Source organism: Comamonas sp. CMM02 (assembly GCF_014851485.1).
GTDB classification, from domain to species: domain Bacteria; phylum Pseudomonadota; class Gammaproteobacteria; order Burkholderiales; family Burkholderiaceae_C; genus Comamonas; species Comamonas avium.
Window position 1 is genome coordinate 213726 of record NZ_JACUZW010000004.1, and the last position, 18600, is coordinate 232325.

An 18600-nucleotide genomic window follows, 5' to 3' on the forward strand; every position below is an offset into this window, starting at 1 on the left:
GCCTTTTTGTTTTCAGGAGCTACCAACGCCTGTCCATGCTTGTTTTAAGATATAAAACACTTTGAAAACAAGCAATAGCAAGCGCTTATAGCTTTGTTTTTTATAGAGCAAAGACTTTGCCCGGGTTCAAGATGTTCTGCGGGTCCAGTGCCTGCTTGATGGCGCGCATCATGGCAATCGCGCCCTCGCCGCACTCCTGGACCAAGAAATCCTGCTTGTGAATACCAATGCCGTGCTCACCCGTGCAAGTGCCTTCCATGGCGATGGCGCGGTGCACCAGGCGGTGATTCAGCGCTTCAGCGCGGGCGCGTTCATCGGCATCATCGGGATCGATCAGGTAGCCAAAGTGGAAGTTGCCGTCGCCCACGTGGCCGACTAAAAAGTACGGAATGCCACTGGCGTTCACTTCATCGATTGATTCGAGCAAGCAGTCCGCCAGACGGCTGATGGGCACGCAGGTGTCGGTCGTGATGGCGCGGCAGCCCGGGCGGCTTTGAATGCCGGCAAAGTACGCGTTGTGGCGGGCGGTGAACAGGCGTGTGCGCTCTTCGGGGGTGTCAGCCCATTCAAAGCCCTGGGCGTTGAATTCGGCCGCAATGTCCTGCACCAGTTCGGCCTGCTCTTTCACGCCGTTGGGACTGCCGTGAAACTCCATCAGCAGCATGGGTTCTTCGCGCAGCGTGAGGTTGCTGTGCTTGTTGACCATGGCCACGGTGGCAGCGTCAACCAGCTCGACACGCGCAATCGGCACGCCCATCTGGATGGTCTGAATCACGGTGTGTACGGCATCAGCAATGCTGGCAAATGAGCACACGGCGGCACTCACAGCCTCGGGCAGCGGGAACAGGCGCAGCGTGATCTCGGTGAAGATGCCCAGCGTGCCTTCGCTGCCCACCATCAGGCGTGTCAGGTCGTAGCCGGCAGCGCTCTTTTTGGCACGGTTGCCGGTGCGAATGATTTCGCCGCTGGCAGTCACCACCTCTAGCGCCAGCACGGTCTCGCGCATGGTGCCGTAGCGCACGGCGTTGGTGCCGCTGGCGCGTGTAGCGGCCATGCCGCCAATGGAGGCGTCAGCGCCGGGGTCGATGGGGAAAAACAGGCCCTGGTCTTTGATGGCTTCGTTCAGCTGCTTGCGCAAAATGCCGGGCTGCACAGTCACCGTCATGTCTTCGGCGTTGATGCGCAGCACCTGGTTCATGCGGCTGACATCCAGGCTGATACCGCCTTGCACGGCCAGCAAATGCCCTTCGAGCGACGAGCCTGCGCCATACGCAATCACGGGCACGTTGTGCTGTGCGGCCAGCTTGACGGTATCGGCCACATCCTGGGTGCTGTGCGCGTAGACAACAGCCGCAGGCGGGGGGGCCTGGATGGAGCCTTCGTCGCGGCCATGCTGCTCGCGCACGGCCTGCGCAACAGAGCACTGCGTGCCAAAACGGGCAGTCAGCGCTTGCAGAAATTCAGGGGAAATGGCGCGGGGCAGCAACTGCTGCGAGGTGGTGGGTGCGTTCATCGTAGGGCTCCAAATGCAGCCAAAAAGAATACCACCTCAGGCCCCGTTGTGGCCCCCGTAAATAGGGGGCGCTGCATTCGCCGCGCAGCGGTGACACCGGCATCTGGCATCGCCGCTGCAGCAGGGCGCTTACTTGTGTTTTTGAACGCCCAGCAAGAATTCTTCCATCGACAGGCTGCCATTGCCGTCACGGTCCCATTGTTCAAACTGGGCGGCAACGCTGGGCAGGTTTTCTGCTTCCTCGCGCGACAACAGCCCATCGCGGTTCAGGTCGGAGCGCATGAATGCTTCAGAAGGGGTGATGGGCTGCACAGCGGGAGCAACGGGTGCAGGTGCTGTTTTGGCGGGGGCCTGCGAGGAGGGCGTATTCGGCGTCTGAGCCAAAACCGCAGAGGTACCACCCACCGTCAAGCTGGCAAACAGCAGCAGGCTGCGCATGTCAAAGGTGTGGGGTTTGCGTGCGGTAGTGTTCATGGCAAGAGTCCTTGTCGTATTCAACATGGCTCCATTGCAAGGCATGCAAGGGCTGATGTCCACGCTTTTTGCCGGCTGTTTCCCGCACCAACATCTGCCAGCATCATGTAACGCACAATGCCCGTTTTGCACGTGTTGCTTGCGTGCGCAACCAGGAGTTCTTATGGGTAATCGCCTTTCACAAATCGCCACCCGCACCGGGGATGACGGCAGCACGGGGCTGGGCGATAACACCCGCGTTTCCAAAAGCAGCGCGCGCCCCCACGCCATGGGTGATGTGGATGAGCTGAACTCGCACATCGGCTTGCTGCTGTGCGAGGCACTGCCCGATGGCGTGCGCGCGGTGCTGGTGGATGTGCAGCATGAGCTGTTCAACCTGGGAGGGGAAATTTCCATCCCCGGCTATGAACTGCTCAAGGACGATGCACTGCTGCGCCTGGATGAAGCGCTGGCCCACTACAACGCGCAGTTGCCGCGCCTGCTGGAGTTCATCTTGCCCGCTGGCACGCGTGCGGCGTCGCAGGCGCACGTCTGCCGCACCGTAGCACGCCGCGCAGAGCGCAGTGTGGTGGCGCTGCAAGAGGTGGAGACCATGCGTGCCGCGCCGCGCCAGTACCTCAATCGCCTGTCAGACCTGATGTTTGTGCTGGCCCGTGTGCTCAACCGCGTGGACGGTGGCGATGATGTGTACTGGAAAAGCGATCGCCTGGCCAAGCTGCAAGAGGGTGCGTGAAACAGTCAGCTGGGCATTGGTAGAAACGCTAAAAAAAGAGCGAGCAACGCTCATAAACAATTGGTTTCACGGTGTTTAACATCTGAAATCATTGCTTGGAAAGCGCTGCATGCTCTTTTTTTGTGATACGGGCATGCATGTTGCTGCAAGTCCCGGGTAGAACACACGGCCTTTGCAAGGAGTTGGACGGTTATGCGCTTACGGCACATTGAGGTGTTTCATGCGGTGATGCAGACCGGCAGCGTCAGCGCCGCTGCGCGTTTGACCAACGTGACGCAGCCGGCCGTCAGCCGCACGCTGCAGCATGCGGAGCTGCAACTGGGCTTTCCACTGTTTGAGCGTGTGCGCGGCCGCCTGACGCCCACCAATGAAGCCATGGCGCTCTTTCCGCTGGTGGAGCGGCTGTACGAGCAGCTCGACGAGGTGCAGCGTCTGGCAGCCAATTTGCGCCACGGCCATGCCAGCGACAAACTGCTGGTACTGAGCGTGTTTGCGCTCAGCCGCGAAGTGCTGCCGCACGCGGTGGCGCGTTTTCGGCAAAAGTACCCGCAGGTGCAAGTGAACGTGCAGGCGCTGCATACGCCGCAGGTGGTCTCTGCCTTGCTGCTGCAGGAGGCAGATGTGGGCTTTGTCATCAGCTCTGTTGGTCAGCCCGCGCTGGAACACGAAACGCTGGCCGAGGTCGATATGCACTGCGTGCTGCCCAAGGGGCTGCTGCCGCCATCACGCATCCACACCAAGGGCATGACGCTGGAGGATTTGATTGATGTGCCGCTGGTGGCGCTGGATGTGAAAGACCCGCTGGGCATGCGCATCAACCAGGCCTGCCGTGAGCATGGTGTGGGCCTGTCTCCGGTGGTGACGGTGCAGACCTACCACGCGGCCTTGTCAATGGCGGAGTACGGCCTGGGGGCCGCCATTGTGGATGGCTGCACGGCCTCTGCCGCAGATCTGCGCAAGGTACACGTGGTGCCGCTGCTGCCGCGCATCACGGTGAGCGTGAATGCGCTGCATCTGGCCCAGCGGCCCAGCTCTGTGCTGGCGCGCGCCATGACGCAGGAAATGCGCAAGGCGCTGAAAGAAATTCTGGGCAGTTAAAACTGGCAGGCAGCTGTTTACGCTGTCTGCATTTGCTGCAGTAAACGCTGGGCAGAGCCAAAGGCCAGCGTCAGCCCCAGTGCACCATGTCCGGTTTGCAGCCACAGGTTGCCGGGCCCGCCGCGCTGGCGGCCGGTGATGGGCAAGCCCGTGGGGGTAGCGGGGCGCATGCCCGTCCATGGCTGCACATCTGCCGTCTGGTTGAGCTGTGGAAACACTTCACGCGTCGATTGCTGCAGGCTGGCAATGCGGTCGGTGTGCAACGTGGTGTCGGCGCCCACAATTTCCACCATGCCCGCAACACGCAGGCGCTCTCCAATGCGCGCAAACACCACCTTGCGCGTGGTGTCCGTCACGCTGACCAGCGGTGCTGCGTGGGCTTGTTGCGCCGTATCCATCGTGATGCTGTACCCCTTGAGCGGATAGACCGGAATGCGCAGGCCCAGCTGGCGGGCGTGCTGTGCGCTGTCCCAGCCGCTGGCCAGCACAAAGTGATCGGCCTGCAAGACGCCTGTGGCGGTGCGCAGCGCATGAATGCTGCCCCCCTGCACGTCAAAACCGTGCACCGTGGTGTCAAAGCGAATGTCTGCGCCGCGCTGCTGCAAAAGGGTGGCTAATTGCTCGCACAGCACGCGGCAGTCCACCACGCTTTCGCTGGGGGTGTAGACCGCACCGGCCATGCGCGGGGCATAGCTGCCAAGTGCGGGCTCAATACGGGCCACCTGGGCGGCATTCATGATGTGCTGCGTGGCACCACCCATGCGGGCTTGCAGGGCCACTTGCTGGGCTGCGGTATCTAGCGCTTCCTGCGTGGGGTAGAGCACCAGTTTGCCCGGAGTTTTGTGGTCGCAATCCAGCGACTCCTGTTGCAGCATCTGCTCAAAAGCCACGCGGCTTTCTGCCGCCAGACTGAGTAAAGACTGCGTGCTGGCCTGCGAAGTGGCGCTGTTGCATGCCTGTAAAAAATCGAGGCCCCAGCGCCACTGTGCGGGATCGGCCTTCAGACGAAAGCGCAGGGGCGAATCTTTCTCGGTCAGCAGCTTGGGCAGCATCTTCCAGATGCCCGGGTCTGCCAGCGGTTGCACGTAGGCAAAGCTCAACTGCGCACCATTGCCGCCGCTGGCGCCTGCCGCAGGCGCCGCGCCGCGATCGACCACGGTGACGCGGTAGCCCGCCTGCTGCAAAACATACGCTGTTGCCAAGCCGGTGATGCCGGCGCCCACGATACACACATGCATTTTTCGTTTCTCCCTTGCTGGCCAAACTGTAGGCCCAGGCAGATAGGGCAGGGCATGGCGTTTGCGATCTAGGGTATGCCCTGATGTTATGAGTTGGATGGCAATCGCTTGGCCAGAGATGCCCGGATTTGTGCGCCGGGCACTGTGATGAGCCATAGCTGCACCTGCATGGTGAAAACCCTTCCATATCCATAATTTGTGGGCATGGGTTGGCGTGCAAATGGCATCACACACGCAGCAGTGTCGTTCCTACACTGGCCTATCAATTCGTAGCCATCACAAGGGAAATTGCATGAAATTTCGTACCACTTTGCTTTGCGCCAGCATGGGTCTGGCTTGTCTCGCCACAGCGCATGCCGATACCCTGGCCAAAATCAGTGAGCGTGGTCAGATCACCGTGGCCTACCGTGAATCGTCCATTCCTTTTAGCTATCTGGATGGCGGTAAACCAGTGGGTATCACCGTCGATATCAGCAATGCCATTGTGGAAGCGGTCAAGCAGGCCACAGGCAAGAAGGATCTGAAGGTCAACTGGCAGGCGGTGACTTCGCAAAACCGCATTCCCTTGCTGGTCAACGGCACGATTGACATGGAGTGCGGCTCCACCACCAACAACACCACACGCGCCAAAGATGTGGACTTTGCCATCAACCATTTCTATACCGGCACCCGCTTGCTGGTGAAGAAAACCTCGGGCATCAAAAACTACAGCGACCTCAACGGCAAGACCGTGGCTGTGACCTCAGGCACCACCAACTTGCAGGTGCTGCGCAAGGCCAACGCTGAAAACAAATGGGGCATGGAAGTGGTCATGCCCAAAGACCATGCCGATGCCTTCTTGCTGGTGGAAAACGACCGCGCCGTGGCCTTTGGCATGGACGACATTTTGCTGTTCGGCCTGATTGCCAACGCCAAAAATCCAGCAGCTTACGAAGTGGTGGCCGATGCGCTGCAGGTGGAGCCCTATGCCTGCATGCTGCGCAAAGACGACCCCAAGTTCAAAACCCTGGTCGATGGCGTGATTGGCGACTTGATGAAGTCGGGCAAGTTCACCGCCATGTACGACAAATGGTTCATGAAGCCGATTCCTCCCACCAACTCTGCACTGGGCCTGCCCATGAGCGATGCGCTCAAGAAGAACCTGGTGGAGCTGAGCGACAAGGCTGCGTTCTAAAAATGGCTTCTGGTAGCGGGTTCCCCGTACGCAGCGTTGGTATTTTGGGGGGGATGGGGCCTGCTGCCGGAGCCGACTTCGTACGCCTGTTTGTGCAGGCGTGCACCACGTATCTGCACACACATGGGCATGCGGTGCGTGATCAGGCATTCCCTGAACACTGGCTGGTGCAAATGCCCATACCTGACCGCACGCAGGCTCTGCGCACAGACCCGCAAGGCCCAGCCGGGCCTGCCCTGCACATGCTGCAAGGCATGGGGCGTCTGGCTGCGCTGGGCGTTGGCAGTGTGGCGGTGGCCTGCAACACGGCCCATGTCTGGCATGGGCAGCTGCAGGCCCAGTTTCCGCAGTTGCAGGTGCTGCACATTGCCCAGGAGACGGCGCGGCATCTGCAGGCACAAGGGGCCCAGCAAGCCATGGTGCTGGCAACGGCAGGCACGTACCAGACAGGCCTGTATGACCAGGCCCTGAGCGCTTGCGGCATTGCCCCGCTGGTGCCCGACGCTGAGGGCATTGCACGGCTGATGCAAGGCATTTATGACGGGGTGAAATGTGCAGACTTGGCACTGGCGACGCAGTGTTTTGGCGACGTACTGTCCACCATGCGCGCACGCTATGGCGATGTGCCCGTGATCATGGGGTGCACCGAAATTCCACTGGCATTGCCCCAGGCGACGCAAGCCCAGGGTGTGCAGCTGATTGACCCCGCCTGGATACTGGCCCAGGCCCTGGCCAGGCAGGCCTATGAGCGCTAGCAAAGGCTGGCGCCATCCATAAAAAAAGCTTCGCATGCGAAGCTTTTTTTCAGTGGCGCAGCGCAGCCGCTGCGTCAGTCTTTGGGAGCAAGAATGGCCATGGTGATGCGAGACACGCAGGTGAGCTTTCCGCTGTCGTCGACCATGTCGATTTGCCAGACATGGGTGGTTTTTCCGATGTGCACCGGGCGTGCGGTGCCAGTCACCCAGCCGCTGCGTGCCGCACGCAGGTGGTTGGCGTTGATGTCCAGGCCGACGGCCGCATGCCCTTCAGGGCTGGCGTGGTAGGCCGCAATCGACCCCAGTGTTTCTGCCAGCACCACGCTGACACCACCGTGCAGCAAACCAAAAGGCTGTTTGGTGCGGTGATCAACCGGTACGCGCCCGACTAGGAAGTCGTTGCCAACCTCGGTCACTTCAATGCCCAGATGGGCCACGGCCGTATTGGCGCTGCGGGCGTTGATTTCATCCAGTTGGGTGGGTTTGAGCCAGATCGACATACACATGTTCTCCTAAGCGACAACGCCGCATCATGCGGCGTTGTCGGTGGCGCTGTTGTTAACTGCGTGACAGTTTCTCAGAACGCCCGGGCGTAGCGCAGCTGTAGAAAGTTAATACCAGGGTTGGGTTTTTTAATGCCCGCATTGGAGGCATGCTGAACGCGCAGCGACAGCTCATGCTGAGAAGCCGAGCCGAAGTTGCGGCCCAGACCCAGGTGCGATGCAAAGTTCCAGCGCGTTCCCATGCGTTCGTCACCGTTGTAGAAATATTTGTTGGAAACCATCAGGCCGGTGCCCGCTTCAAAAAACCAGGGCGATGTGCCTTGCGCGCCGCGCCAGCGCAGGCTGGGCCCGATGCCGATCACTGCCGTGGTAAAGCGGTGATCCGACGGATCTTTTCCAGACCAGCCCCCCACATACGCATCCCAATGGCCTCTGACGGTGCCGCTGCCCAGATTCCATGACCAGTTGCGCCAGGGCAAGGTGGCACCCACCGTGAGTGCTGCGCTGCGGTGGTCGCCAGCGCCTGCCTGCACGTACATCGTCGGGGCCGGGGCGGTCTGTGCCAGTGCCGAGGCTGCCCACAGCAACCCCGCCGAAGCCATCATGAAAGACTTGTAGACCATATCTATTTCTCCTTTGTGCGTTCAGCTGGCAAAGCGAAGCGTTGTGTTTTATGGAAATACAGTTAAATCTTGGCCACGCACAACCCAATTTTCTGCAAGCCGAATTCGACAAAGCATGGCCGAAAAACCATAAATATGTGTTTGCCCTCAGCAAAGTGCACCTCAGCGCACAATAAGCGCCTGGCGGGCTGACTGCCCTCGATGTTTGTTTTGTTGTTGGATTGGGTCTCTCTGTGTCCGCCGTTCACTCCGTTTTGAAAGATACCTTTGGCTATGACGCCTTTCGTGGGCCGCAGCAAGCCATTGTGGAGCATGTGACGGGCGGAGGCGATGCCCTGGTGCTGATGCCAACGGGCGGCGGCAAAAGCCTGTGCTACCAGATACCGGCCATCGTGCGCCAGCAGCAAGGTCATGGCGTGGCCATCGTGGTCTCGCCCCTGATTGCACTCATGCACGATCAGGTGGGGGCCCTGCATGAGGCGGGCGTCAAGGCCGCGTTTCTCAATTCCTCACTTGACTGGCAGCAGGCGCAGGATGTGGAATGGCAAATGCAAAGCGGGCAGCTGACGCTGCTGTATGTGGCCCCCGAGCGCCTGGTCACCCCCCGTTTTCTGGGCCTGCTGGATGACTTGTTCGCGCAGGGCCAGCTGGCCCTGTTTGCGATTGACGAAGCGCATTGCGTCAGCCAGTGGGGGCACGACTTCAGGCCCGAATACCGAGCACTGAGCGTGCTGCACGAACGCTACGCGGGCGTTCCACGCATTGCACTGACGGCGACGGCAGACGACCTGACACGCGCTGACATCGTCGAGCGTCTGCATCTGGAGCAGGCCGAGCAGTTTGTCAGCAGCTTTGACCGGCCCAACATTCGCTACACCATCGTCGAGAAAAAAGACGTGACCAACCAGCTGGTGCGCTTGATCAAGAACGACCATGAAGGCGAAGCTGGCGTGGTCTATTGCCTCTCGCGCCGCCGGGTGGAGGAGCTGGCGCAGACGTTGCAGGACAACGGCATCAACGCCTTGCCCTACCACGCGGGCCTGCCATCGGAGACGCGCCAGCTGCACCAAAACCGCTTCTTGCGTGAAGACGGCATTGTGGTGGTGGCCACCATTGCGTTTGGCATGGGCATCGACAAGCCCGATGTGCGCTTTGTGGCACATGTGGACATGCCGCGCAACATCGAAGGCTACTACCAGGAAACTGGCCGCGGCGGGCGCGATGGCCTGCCTGCACACGCATGGATGGCCTATGGCATCTCGGATGTGCTCAACCAGCGGCGCATGATTGACGAAGGCAATGCCGATGAAGCATTCAAGGCCGCATTGCGCGGCAAGCTCGATGCCTTGCTGACGCTGGCCGAGGCCACGGACTGCCGCCGCCAGCGCCTGCTGCAGTACTTTGGCGAAGCATCGCAGCCTTGTGGCAATTGCGATAACTGCCTGAACCCGCCCGCCATCTGGGATGGCACCGACGCTGCGCGCAAGCTGCTGTCCACGATCTTTCGCGTGCATGAAATGAGCCAGCTGACTTTTGGTGCAGGCCACATCATGGATGTGCTTCGCGGCAAGGTGACGGACAAGGTCACGCAGTATCTGCATGACAAGATTTCGACGTTCGGCATTGGCAAGGAATATTCAGAACAGCAGTTGCGCGGTGTCATGCGCCAGTTGCTGGCCACCGGCGCCTTGGGCTTGCACAAGGTCACCAGTGAGAACAGCGGCCACGTGTTCGACACGCTCACCCTCACACCGCAATCGCGTGTGGTGCTGCGCGGAGGCATGCAGGTACTGCTGCGTGAATCGGTGGCTGCCACACGCACGCGCAGCAGCAAGCGCACATCACCCACCAGCGCGGCGGCCATCAATCTGGGGCCGGATGCACAGGTGCGCTTCATCAACCTCAAGGCCTGGCGCTCCGAGGTGGCCAAGGCGCACGATTTGCCCGCTTACGTCATCTTCAACGACGCCACCCTGGTGGGGATTGCCGAGCGCAACCCGCAAACACTGGACGACCTGCAAGGCATCAGCGGCATTGGCGCGAAAAAGCTCGAAGCCTACGGACAGGAAGTGCTGCGCGTTGTCGGGCTGAGCAACTAGCAGCTAGCGTTGACCCTGTTGGTGCAGGGTTCAGCCTCTCCTAGACTGAGCGTGCTCTACAAAGGAGGCGTGTGATGAACCCTTGGGACACCCACGAAGTTCACAATCAGGTCGATGAGCTGATCGATGTGAACCTGCTCAACGCTGATCCCGCGCTGTGCGCAGCCTTAGAACGTGCAGGTGCCCAGGCGTGGCTGCCGCAACTGCAATCTTATGCCCAGCAGCTGGGTGCACGGCATACCTGGGAGCTGGCCCGTTTGGCCAATCAGCATGGGCCAGCTTTGCAGCGTTTTGATGCCCGCGGGCGTGTGATCGATGCTGTGGAGTTTCACCCGGCGTGGCATGCACTGATGGCCATGTACCGAGCGCAGGGGCTGATCAGCCTGCCGTTTGATAACGAGCAGCCGGGCCGCTGGAGTGCCTGGGCCGGTGGTTTTTATCTGCATGGACAAGTCGAGCAGGGCACGTTGTGCCCGGCAACGATGACCACCGCGGCCATTCCCCTGCTGCGCAGAGAAGCGGCGTTGTGGCACGCGCTGCAAACACCGTTGTTCAGCCATTCCTATGACGCAGCCGATGCCCCGATTGCGGGGAAAAAATCTGTCTGGCTGGGGATGGGCATGACCGAGAAACAAGGCGGCTCTGACGTGCGCGCCAACACCACCATGGCAACGCCCATTGGAGCGGGTGGGCGTGGTGCGGCGTACCTGCTGCGTGGGCACAAATGGTTTTTTTCTGCGCCCACCAGTGACGCACATCTGGTGGTGGCCCGCGTGGGCGAAGAAGGTGGTCATGCCTGCTTTTGGGTCCCTCGCTGGCGGCCCGATGGCACGCACAACGCGGTGCGCATTCAGCGCCTCAAAGAAAAACTGGGCAACTGCAGCAATGCCAGCAGTGAGGTGGAGTTTGAAGACGCCTACGCTGTGCTCATGGGGGAAGAGGGGCGTGGCATTGCGACCATCATTGAAATGGCGAGCATGACCCGGCTTAACTGCGTGCTGGGCAGTGCAGCCATCTTGCGCACGGCCACCGTGCAGGCACTGTCTTATGCGCGCCAGCGGCAGGCGTTTGGCAAAGCTCTGGCGCAGCAGCCTTTGATGTGCAGCGTGCTGGTAGATCTGGCACTGGAGAGTGAAGCGGCCATGCAGCTGGGCATGCGTTTGGCACAGGCCTTCGAGCTGGAAAGTGATCCGTTGCAACGCGCGTGGAAACGCATCCTTACGCCAGCGGCCAAGTTCTGGGTGTGCAAGCGTGCGGTGGCATGCACGGCCGAAGCCATGGAAGTGCTGGGTGGCAATGGCTATGTAGAAAGCAGCGTGCTGGCGCGCTTGCTGCGCGAAGCGCCCGTCAACTCCATCTGGGAGGGCTCGGGCAACATCATGTGTCTGGACGTGCTGCGTGCCATGGCCAAAGAGCCTGAAGCGGCGGCCCTGCTTTTGCAGGACCTGCACCAGCAAGCATCGCAAGCGCCGCTGCTGCAAAAAACTTTGCAGGATTTGACGCAGATGCTGCGCCAGCCTCCTGCGCTGCAAGAAGCCCACGCGCGCCATACCGTACAGCAACTGGTGCTGGTGGCCCAGGCGTGCTTGCTGCGCAGCCATGCGCCCCAGGAAGTGGCCGGTGCATTCATTGCCACCCGGCTGGGCACAACGGCTTCAGGCTGGGTGGTCGGAGCCATTGCTGTACCACCGGCAGACATTCAGGTCATTTTGGAGCGTGCGCTGCCGACAGTGAAAAGTACGTAGCAACCCACGCAAGACAACAAGCAATACGCATGGGGCAGGCATGGAAATGCAGCATTCAAAAGTGCAAGGCGCTCAGCGAAGCTGAAAAGAATTTTGCAGCGGCATGGGCTGGGGCTTTGAAACATTGGGACAGAATGTGCACACCATGCTGAGCTACTCCGATATCCAAGCCGCCGCCACCCGCCTGCGCGACCACGTGTTGCACACGCCCTGCGTGGCATCGCAAACCCTGTCCGACATTGTTGGTGCACAGGTGTTTTTAAAGTTTGAAAACCTGCAGTTCACGGCCTCGTTCAAAGAGCGTGGTGCTTGCAACCGGCTGCAGCTGCTGACGGAGCAAGAAAAGGCCCGAGGTGTGATCGCCATGAGCGCGGGCAACCACGCCCAGGGGCTGGCCTACCACGCGCAGCGCATGGGCGTGCGTGCGGTGATCGTCATGCCGCGTTTTACGCCTGGTGTGAAGGTAGAGCGCACCCGTGGATTTGGCGCAGAAGTGGTGCTGCACGGTGACACGCTGGAAGCCGCACGCCAGCATGCTTACCAACTGGCGCAAGAACAAAACCTGATTTTTGTTCACCCGTTTGACGATGAAGCCGTGGCAGCAGGACAGGGCACGCTGGCCATGGAAATGCTGGCCGAGCAACCCGATCTGGACACCCTGGTGGTGGCCATTGGCGGTGGTGGCCTGATTGCCGGCATTGCCACGGCAGCCAAGGCGCTCAAGCCCGGCATGCGTGTGGTGGGGGTGCAGACCGAGCGTTTCCCGTCCATGCTCAATGCCGTGCACGGCAGCCATTTGCCCATGGGCACTTCCACCATTGCCGAAGGCATTGCAGTCGCTACTGCGGGGCAGATCACCCAGCAAGTGGTGCGCGAACGGGTGGATGAGCTGTTGCTGGTGGATGAGGGGGATATTGAGCAGGCGGTGCTCATGCTGCTGGAGATTGAAAAGACGCTGGTAGAAGGCGCTGGCGCTGTAGGACTGGCAGCCCTGATCCGCCACCGAGACAAATTTAAGGGCCAGAAGGTGGGCCTGGTGCTCTCGGGCGGCAATATCGATCCTCTGCTGCTGGCAGCCATCATCGAGCGCGGCATGGCGCGATCCGGGCGGCTGGCGCGCATCCGCGTGAGCGCACGCGATATACCCGGTGTGCTGGCCAAGATCACCGCCACCGTGGCTGAGGCGGGGGCCAACATTGAAGAGGTGCACCACCAGCGCGCCTTCACCATGCTGGCGGCTCAAAATGTTGAAATCGATTTTGTCCTGCAAACCCGCAACACGCAGCACATTGAGCAGGTGCTCAAAGCCCTGCGGGATGCGGGCATGGAAGCCGTGCGCGTGTAAAGCGGCTGTTCCTGAAGTGCTGCTGCAGGCATCTGCTGGTCTGACAGCAGTCTCAGGGTTTGCCTGTGGCGAAGTACGCAGCGTGCTGCCTAGAATGAATTGCCAGCCGTGGTGTCTGAGACACCCGGTCTTTGTGTAACCCGCTTGCTGTAAGGAGGTCTTGTTGATGAATCAATCCCACGATCCTGCTGTGACACAGCCGCCCGAAGATGCTGTGGAAGCCGTAGTGCACGTGATGCCTGTGGTGCTGCCTCTGGTTGGGGCCGCCATGATGTTTCTGCTGGCCTTTATTGCGGTGAAGATGGCCTAAAGGGGGCGCTGAGCGAAAAGTTTTTTTCAACGGCGCAAAGTTCAACCATAAAAAAGCCAACTGCAAAGCAGTTGGCTTTTTTCGTGACCGTTGAGCCACCGAAGGCGGCCAATCAGGGCACGTAGCGTGCCCGCAGCATCAAGCGCGCATGTCGCCTGTGTCGACAAAGCGCTGGTGCCAGCTCAGTGCCTCGGTCAGGATGTGAGGGGTGTGCTGTGCACCCTGACTGCGTGCACGGTCAAAGTAGTCGTGCAGCATGGGGCGGTAGTCCGGATGGGCGCATTTGTCGATGATGACTTTGGCGCGTTGCTTGGGCGAGAGGCCGCGCAAATCGGCCAGACCTTGCTCGGTGACGATGATCTGCGTGTCGTGTTCCGTGTGGTCAACGTGCGAGCACATCGGCACGATGCAGCTGACCTTGCCGTCCTTGGCTACGGAAGGTGTCACAAAGAACGACAGGTAGCCGTTGCGCGCAAAGTCGCCCGAACCTCCGATGCCGTTCATCATGCCCGTGCCCATGACGTGGGTGGAGTTGATGTTGCCGTAAATGTCGGCTTCGATCATCGAATTCATCGCAATGATGCCCAGGCGGCGCACCAGCTCGGGGTGGTTGGAGATTTCCTGCGGGCGCAAGATGATGCGTTCGCGATAGAAGTCGATGTTGTCCTCAAAGTCCTTGCAGGCTGCAGCGCCCAGCGAAATGGAGGTGGCAGAGGCCTTGCTCATTTTCCCGGTGCGCAGCAACTCCAGCATGCCGTCTTGCAGCACTTCGGTAAAGCCCAGCAAGTTTTCAAACGGGCTGTGCTGCAGGCCTGCCAGCACGGCATTGGCGACGTTGCCCACCCCCGACTGAATCGGCAGCATTTCCTTGGGCAGGCGGCCCATCTTCATCTCGTGCGCCAGGAAGTCGATGATCGAAGAGGCAATGGTGTTGGAGTTGGCGTCGGGCGCGGCAAACACGTTGTCGCGGTCGCCCTTGTGCGTTTCCACAATCGCAATGACCTTGGCCGGATCTACCTTCAGGTAAGGCTCGCCAATGCGGTCGTCGGCATGCGTCATGTTGATGGGCATGCGGCGCGGCGGAATGGCCGTGCCGTAGTAGATGTCGTGCATGCCTTCCATCTTGGCGGGCGGCTTGGTGTTCACTTCCAAAATGACCTTGTCGGCAATTTCCAGCCAGGTCTTGTTGTTGCCCACTGCGGTGGAGGGAATCAGCAGGCCATCGGCGGTTACGCCCAGCACTTCCACCACGGCCACGCTCATGGGGCCCAGAAAACCAAACCATGCATGCTGCGCCACGTGCGACAGGTGCATGTCGATGAAATCAATTTCACCAGCATTGATGGCCTTGCGCGCTGTCGGGTCGGTGTTGAAGGGCAGGCGCTGGCCCAGTGCGTGCGCATCGGCCATCACGCCATCGCATTCGGCGGCGGTAGAGGCCCCGGTCCACACATTGATTTTGTAAGGCTTGCCAGCGGCGTGCTCAGCTTTGGCACGTGCTGCAATGGCTTGGGGCAGCGCTTTGGGGTAGCCCGCACCGGTGAAGCCGCTCATGCCAACGTTGACGCCATGCGGAATCAGGGCGGCGGCGGCTTCGGCCGACATGATGCGATTGTGAAATTGTGGGTAGCGGACGCGGTCTGCCAGGCTCATCGAGGTTTCTCCAACTTTGCAAATACAAGCCACCTGCTGGGGCGGCTTTTCTAGGATGCGAGAGATGCGCAGGGGGGTGTGTATCCACCCCAATGCGGGCACGCAATAGTGCGCCTGTTGTGGTTCTGCATGCATCTCTGCAAGTCCCAATCTCCGAGGGCGATGGTATCAGTGTTAACCCTTTGCTACAGAATAGCGTGGCAGTGATTGAGCGTCTCTAACCCTTTGGAATTAATGACAGCGCAGAGAAGTGCTTGCTCACACCAATTGATTAAGGGTAAACACCTAGATTGCGGCAAAGAGGCACAACGTGTCTTCAGCACATAAAAAAACCGGCCCGTTCAAGGGCCGGTTGCACACCAGATGCTGCTGTACAGCGCGGTGATCAGTGGGTCTTGGCGCGGCTGAGCAGGGCGTACATGATGATGGCGCCAAATGTGGCGCAGCCAATGCCGCCCAGAGCGAAGTCGCCAAACTTCAGGGTGAACTCGCCGGTGCCCAGAATCAGGGTAATAGCGGCCACGATCAGGTTCTTGGTGTCGGAGAAGTCCACCTTGTTGTCCACCCAGATCTTGGCACCCGCAATGGCGATCAGGCCAAAGACGACGATGGACACACCACCCATCACAGGCAGCGGAATGGCCTGAATCAGCGCGCCAAACTTGGGTGAAAAGCCCAGCAGCACCGCCAGCATTGCAGCCACCATAAACACGGCGGTGGAGTAGATGCGGGTAGCAGCCATCACGCCGATGTTTTCTGCATAAGTGGTCACACCGGTGCCGCCAGCCGAGCCAGAGACCATGGTGGCCACACCGTCACCGATGAATGCGCGGCCCATGTACTTGTCCATGTCCTTGCCGGTCATGGCTGTGACGGCCTTGATGTGGCCCAGGTTTTCTGCCACCAAAATGATGACCACAGGCACGATCAGCAGCATGGCGTTGGCTTCAAACACCGGGCTGTGGAAGGTGGGCAGGCCCACCCAGGCGGCGTTGGCAATGCCGCTGACATCGATGGGTTTGCCCAGACCCATGCCGTTGGTCAGCACGGCGTAGATGATGCTGGCCACAATCAGGCCAATCAAGATCAGCAGGCGCTGCAGCATGCCCTTGGTGAACACGGCCACCAGTGCTACGGATACAAAGGTCACAGCCTGCATCCACGCATCGAAGTTGCTGGCCGCCATGTTCTTGACGGGAATAGCTGCCAGGTTCAGGCCAATCACGGCCACCACGGCGCCAGTGACAACAGGTGGCATGAAGCGCTCAATCCAGCCTGTGCCAATGATGTGCACCAGCACCCCGATCAGCGTGTAGACCAGGCCGCACATGATGATGCCGCCCAGCGCTACACCAATGTTGCCGTTGGCACCCTGGCCGGCAAAGCCGGTAGCGGCAATGACCACACCGATGAAGGCGAACGAGGAGCCCAGATAGCTGGGCACTTTGCCGCCTGTGATCAGAAAGAAGATCAAGGTGCCGATACCGCTCATCAGCACGGCCACGTTGGGGTCAAAGCCCATGAGGATGGGCGCCAGCACGGTCGAGCCAAACATGGCGATCACGTGCTGAATGCCCATCAGGCTGGTCTGGCCCCAGGGCAGACGTTCGTCTGGCCCGATAACACCGCCGTTTTGCAGCACGGCGGAGGACTTTTCAGTCCAGGAAAACATTCCCATTTTTATTGCTCCGTAAAAATTGCTGGCGCGATGTTAGAGGCTTTCCTCCGTGCGCGACATGACCATGCAGCGCACACGTGCCTGCCTGTCAGCTAAGGGATAGCAGACAACGTGCCAGCGTGATTTTTACGAAACTCTATTTTTAGGAGCTACTGACGCCTGTGTGTGCTTGACTTCAATGTGAAATGCATTTGAAAACAAGCGTGCATGGGCGTAAGCCACTCATATCTTTGACGGTGGTTTTTTCAGCGGCTGTTGCGCGGAAAAAACGGCGGGCGCGGCAACTGGCGGCTGATCAGTGCCCAGGGGCTGCGCCCGGTGAGCTGCGCCACGATGGCAGCCTTGACGGGCGGCATGCGGCGTGAGACCTGAATGAGCGCCTGGCGCACCAGGCGGGGCACAGGGCGGGCATCGGTAAACAGTTTGACCACCGTATTGGTGCCCTGAAAGATGGGCCATGCGTGGCGGTGGTGGCCTTGGGCATAAGGTGCCAGCACGCTGGCCTTGCCCCAGTCTTGCCCGGCAGCGTGTGCTGCGACGATGACTGCCGTCAGTCGCTCTACGCCAGACAGTCCCAGATTAAAGCCGTGCGCTGTGACCGGGTGCATGCCTACGGCAGCATCACCCAGCAGGGCAAAGCGTTCGCCGCTGAAATGGTGTGCGTAAGTGGCCACCAAGGGGTAAATGTGGCGCTCGCCCACCAGCTGCATGTTGCCCAGGCGGTGCTGAAAGTGCTGCTGCACGTGGGCCGCAAAGTCCTCGGGCGACAGCTGCATGAGCTGCTGCGCATCGGCAGAGTCGGTGGTGACCACGGCAGAGCACAGCAGCTCGCCGGTCTCAGGGTCGGGCTGCACCGGCAAGATGGCCAGGGTGCGGTCGTAGCCAAAGCACTCATGGGCCTTGTCTTCGTGCGGCTGGGTGTGGCTCAGACGGCAGACGATGACGCTGCGGCCAAAGTCCGTCATCTGCGCGCCCACGCCCAGCATGCGGCGCACTGCAGAGTAGCGGCTGTCTGCGGCCACAACCAGCGGAGCAATCAATGGTGCGGCATCGACGCGTGCACCCTTGTCCTCTGTGGTGTAGTGCACTTCGGCGTGGGTGCTGCAGGTGTTGACCTTGGTGACGCGTGCGCCAGTAATCAGCTTGATCCCGGCGGTGCTGCTGGCCACGTCCCAGGCCGTGCGGCGCAGGGCGTGGTTGGGCACGATGCGGCCCAGATAATCGGTGCCGCTGCCTTCAGAGACGATGTCCAGCGTCGTGCGCTGGCCCACGGGGCCGTCGTGCACGATGGCTTCGCGGATGGAGCCAATCTCGTGGTCGTGCAGGCGCGCCCAGGTGCCCAGGCGCTGCAAGGTCTGCACGCTGGGGTGGGTCAGGGCGATTTCGCGCCCATCGGGGGCGGGGTTGGCCAGTTGAGCTTCGTCTTGCAGTTCCAGAACCGTGGCTTGCAAGCCCGCATGGGCCAGGGAGATGGCGAGCGAAAGGCCGGCAGGACCTGCGCCCACGATGAGGACATCGGTGTTCATGGACATGTGTGCAATCACTGTGGAAGTGGGCCTATTGTGGCCCGGTCGGAGGGCTGTCTTTGTCAGTGCTGACGGCGCATTGTGCGTCGATTTGACTGGCTGGTGGCTTGCACTGCATCAATGGCATGGCATG

Annotated in this window: 16 protein-coding genes; 8 read left to right on the plus strand and 8 right to left on the minus strand. The window is 60.5% G+C overall.

The annotated features are described in order from the left end of the window. Positions 1 to 100: 100 nt before the first annotated feature. Positions 101 to 1513, minus strand: a complete 1413-nt coding sequence (locus IB213_RS14555) for an FAD-binding oxidoreductase (protein WP_192407437.1) — start codon at positions 1511 to 1513, stop codon at positions 101 to 103. Positions 1514 to 1642: 129 nt separating this feature from the next. Further along, positions 1643 to 1987, minus strand: a complete 345-nt coding sequence (locus IB213_RS14560) for an EF-hand domain-containing protein (protein ID WP_191721986.1) — start codon at positions 1985 to 1987, stop codon at positions 1643 to 1645. A 163-nt stretch (positions 1988 to 2150) separates the two neighbouring features. On the opposite strand from IB213_RS14560, the gene IB213_RS14565 reads away from it, so the two are divergent. Both IB213_RS14565 and IB213_RS14570 read left to right on the plus strand, forming a co-directional pair. Then, complete coding sequence (locus tag IB213_RS14565; RefSeq protein ID WP_192407439.1) at positions 2151 to 2720, plus strand: cob(I)yrinic acid a,c-diamide adenosyltransferase; 570 nt, start codon at positions 2151 to 2153, stop codon at positions 2718 to 2720. A gap of 192 nt (positions 2721 to 2912) precedes the next feature. After that, positions 2913 to 3818: a LysR substrate-binding domain-containing protein gene (locus tag IB213_RS14570; RefSeq protein ID WP_191721988.1), complete on the plus strand. Its 906-nt coding sequence runs from the start codon at positions 2913 to 2915 to the stop codon at positions 3816 to 3818. A gap of 17 nt (positions 3819 to 3835) precedes the next feature. Here IB213_RS14570 and IB213_RS14575 read toward each other — a convergent pair whose 3' ends face one another. Next, positions 3836 to 5056, minus strand: coding sequence for a D-amino acid dehydrogenase (locus IB213_RS14575; protein ID WP_192407441.1), 1221 nt, complete (start codon positions 5054 to 5056; stop codon positions 3836 to 3838). A gap of 292 nt (positions 5057 to 5348) precedes the next feature. Between IB213_RS14575 and IB213_RS14580 the strand changes: the two genes are divergently transcribed. After that, positions 5349 to 6230 (plus strand): amino acid ABC transporter substrate-binding protein, encoded by an 882-nt coding sequence (locus IB213_RS14580; protein WP_192407443.1) that lies wholly within the window; start codon positions 5349 to 5351, stop codon positions 6228 to 6230. Positions 6231 to 6232: 2 nt separating this feature from the next. Next, positions 6233 to 6985, plus strand: coding sequence for an aspartate/glutamate racemase family protein (locus IB213_RS14585; RefSeq protein WP_192407445.1), 753 nt, complete (start codon positions 6233 to 6235; stop codon positions 6983 to 6985). Positions 6986 to 7059: 74 nt separating this feature from the next. On the opposite strand, the gene IB213_RS14590 is transcribed toward IB213_RS14585, so the two are convergent. Both IB213_RS14590 and IB213_RS14595 read right to left on the minus strand, forming a co-directional pair. After that, positions 7060 to 7485: a hotdog fold thioesterase gene (locus IB213_RS14590; protein ID WP_191721992.1), complete on the minus strand. Its 426-nt coding sequence runs from the start codon at positions 7483 to 7485 to the stop codon at positions 7060 to 7062. A 77-nt stretch (positions 7486 to 7562) separates the two neighbouring features. Beyond that, the gene (locus IB213_RS14595) at positions 7563 to 8111 is read right to left on the minus strand and encodes an acyloxyacyl hydrolase (RefSeq protein WP_225213973.1); all 549 of its coding nucleotides are present in this window, start codon (positions 8109 to 8111) and stop codon (positions 7563 to 7565) included. A 233-nt stretch (positions 8112 to 8344) separates the two neighbouring features. Here IB213_RS14595 and recQ point away from each other — a divergent pair, with 233 nt between their 5' ends. The 4 genes from recQ to IB213_RS14615 all read left to right on the plus strand — a co-directional run bounded on the left by recQ (position 8345) and on the right by IB213_RS14615 (position 13610). Next, the gene (gene recQ / locus IB213_RS14600) at positions 8345 to 10210 is read left to right on the plus strand and encodes a DNA helicase RecQ (RefSeq protein WP_191721993.1); all 1866 of its coding nucleotides are present in this window, start codon (positions 8345 to 8347) and stop codon (positions 10208 to 10210) included. A 74-nt stretch (positions 10211 to 10284) separates the two neighbouring features. Beyond that, positions 10285 to 11955: an isovaleryl-CoA dehydrogenase gene (locus tag IB213_RS14605; protein WP_192407447.1), complete on the plus strand. Its 1671-nt coding sequence runs from the start codon at positions 10285 to 10287 to the stop codon at positions 11953 to 11955. A 145-nt stretch (positions 11956 to 12100) separates the two neighbouring features. Further along, positions 12101 to 13300, plus strand: coding sequence for a threonine ammonia-lyase (locus IB213_RS14610; RefSeq protein ID WP_192407449.1), 1200 nt, complete (start codon positions 12101 to 12103; stop codon positions 13298 to 13300). A 166-nt stretch (positions 13301 to 13466) separates the two neighbouring features. Further along, positions 13467 to 13610, plus strand: coding sequence for a hypothetical protein (locus tag IB213_RS14615; RefSeq protein WP_191721996.1), 144 nt, complete (start codon positions 13467 to 13469; stop codon positions 13608 to 13610). Positions 13611 to 13748: 138 nt separating this feature from the next. Here the strand turns inward: IB213_RS14615 and IB213_RS14620 are convergent, their stop codons facing one another. The 3 genes from IB213_RS14620 to ubiM all read right to left on the minus strand — a co-directional run bounded on the left by IB213_RS14620 (position 13749) and on the right by ubiM (position 18473). After that, positions 13749 to 15263 (minus strand): acetyl-CoA hydrolase/transferase family protein, encoded by a 1515-nt coding sequence (locus tag IB213_RS14620; RefSeq protein ID WP_191721997.1) that lies wholly within the window; start codon positions 15261 to 15263, stop codon positions 13749 to 13751. Positions 15264 to 15648: 385 nt separating this feature from the next. Further along, entirely contained in the window at positions 15649 to 16941 is a 1293-nt protein-coding gene (locus IB213_RS14625; protein ID WP_191721998.1) for a solute carrier family 23 protein, read from the minus strand. A gap of 245 nt (positions 16942 to 17186) precedes the next feature. After that, the gene (gene ubiM / locus IB213_RS14630; RefSeq protein ID WP_225213975.1) at positions 17187 to 18473 is read right to left on the minus strand and encodes a 5-demethoxyubiquinol-8 5-hydroxylase UbiM; all 1287 of its coding nucleotides are present in this window, start codon (positions 18471 to 18473) and stop codon (positions 17187 to 17189) included. Between the last annotated feature and the right edge of the window lie 127 nt (positions 18474 to 18600).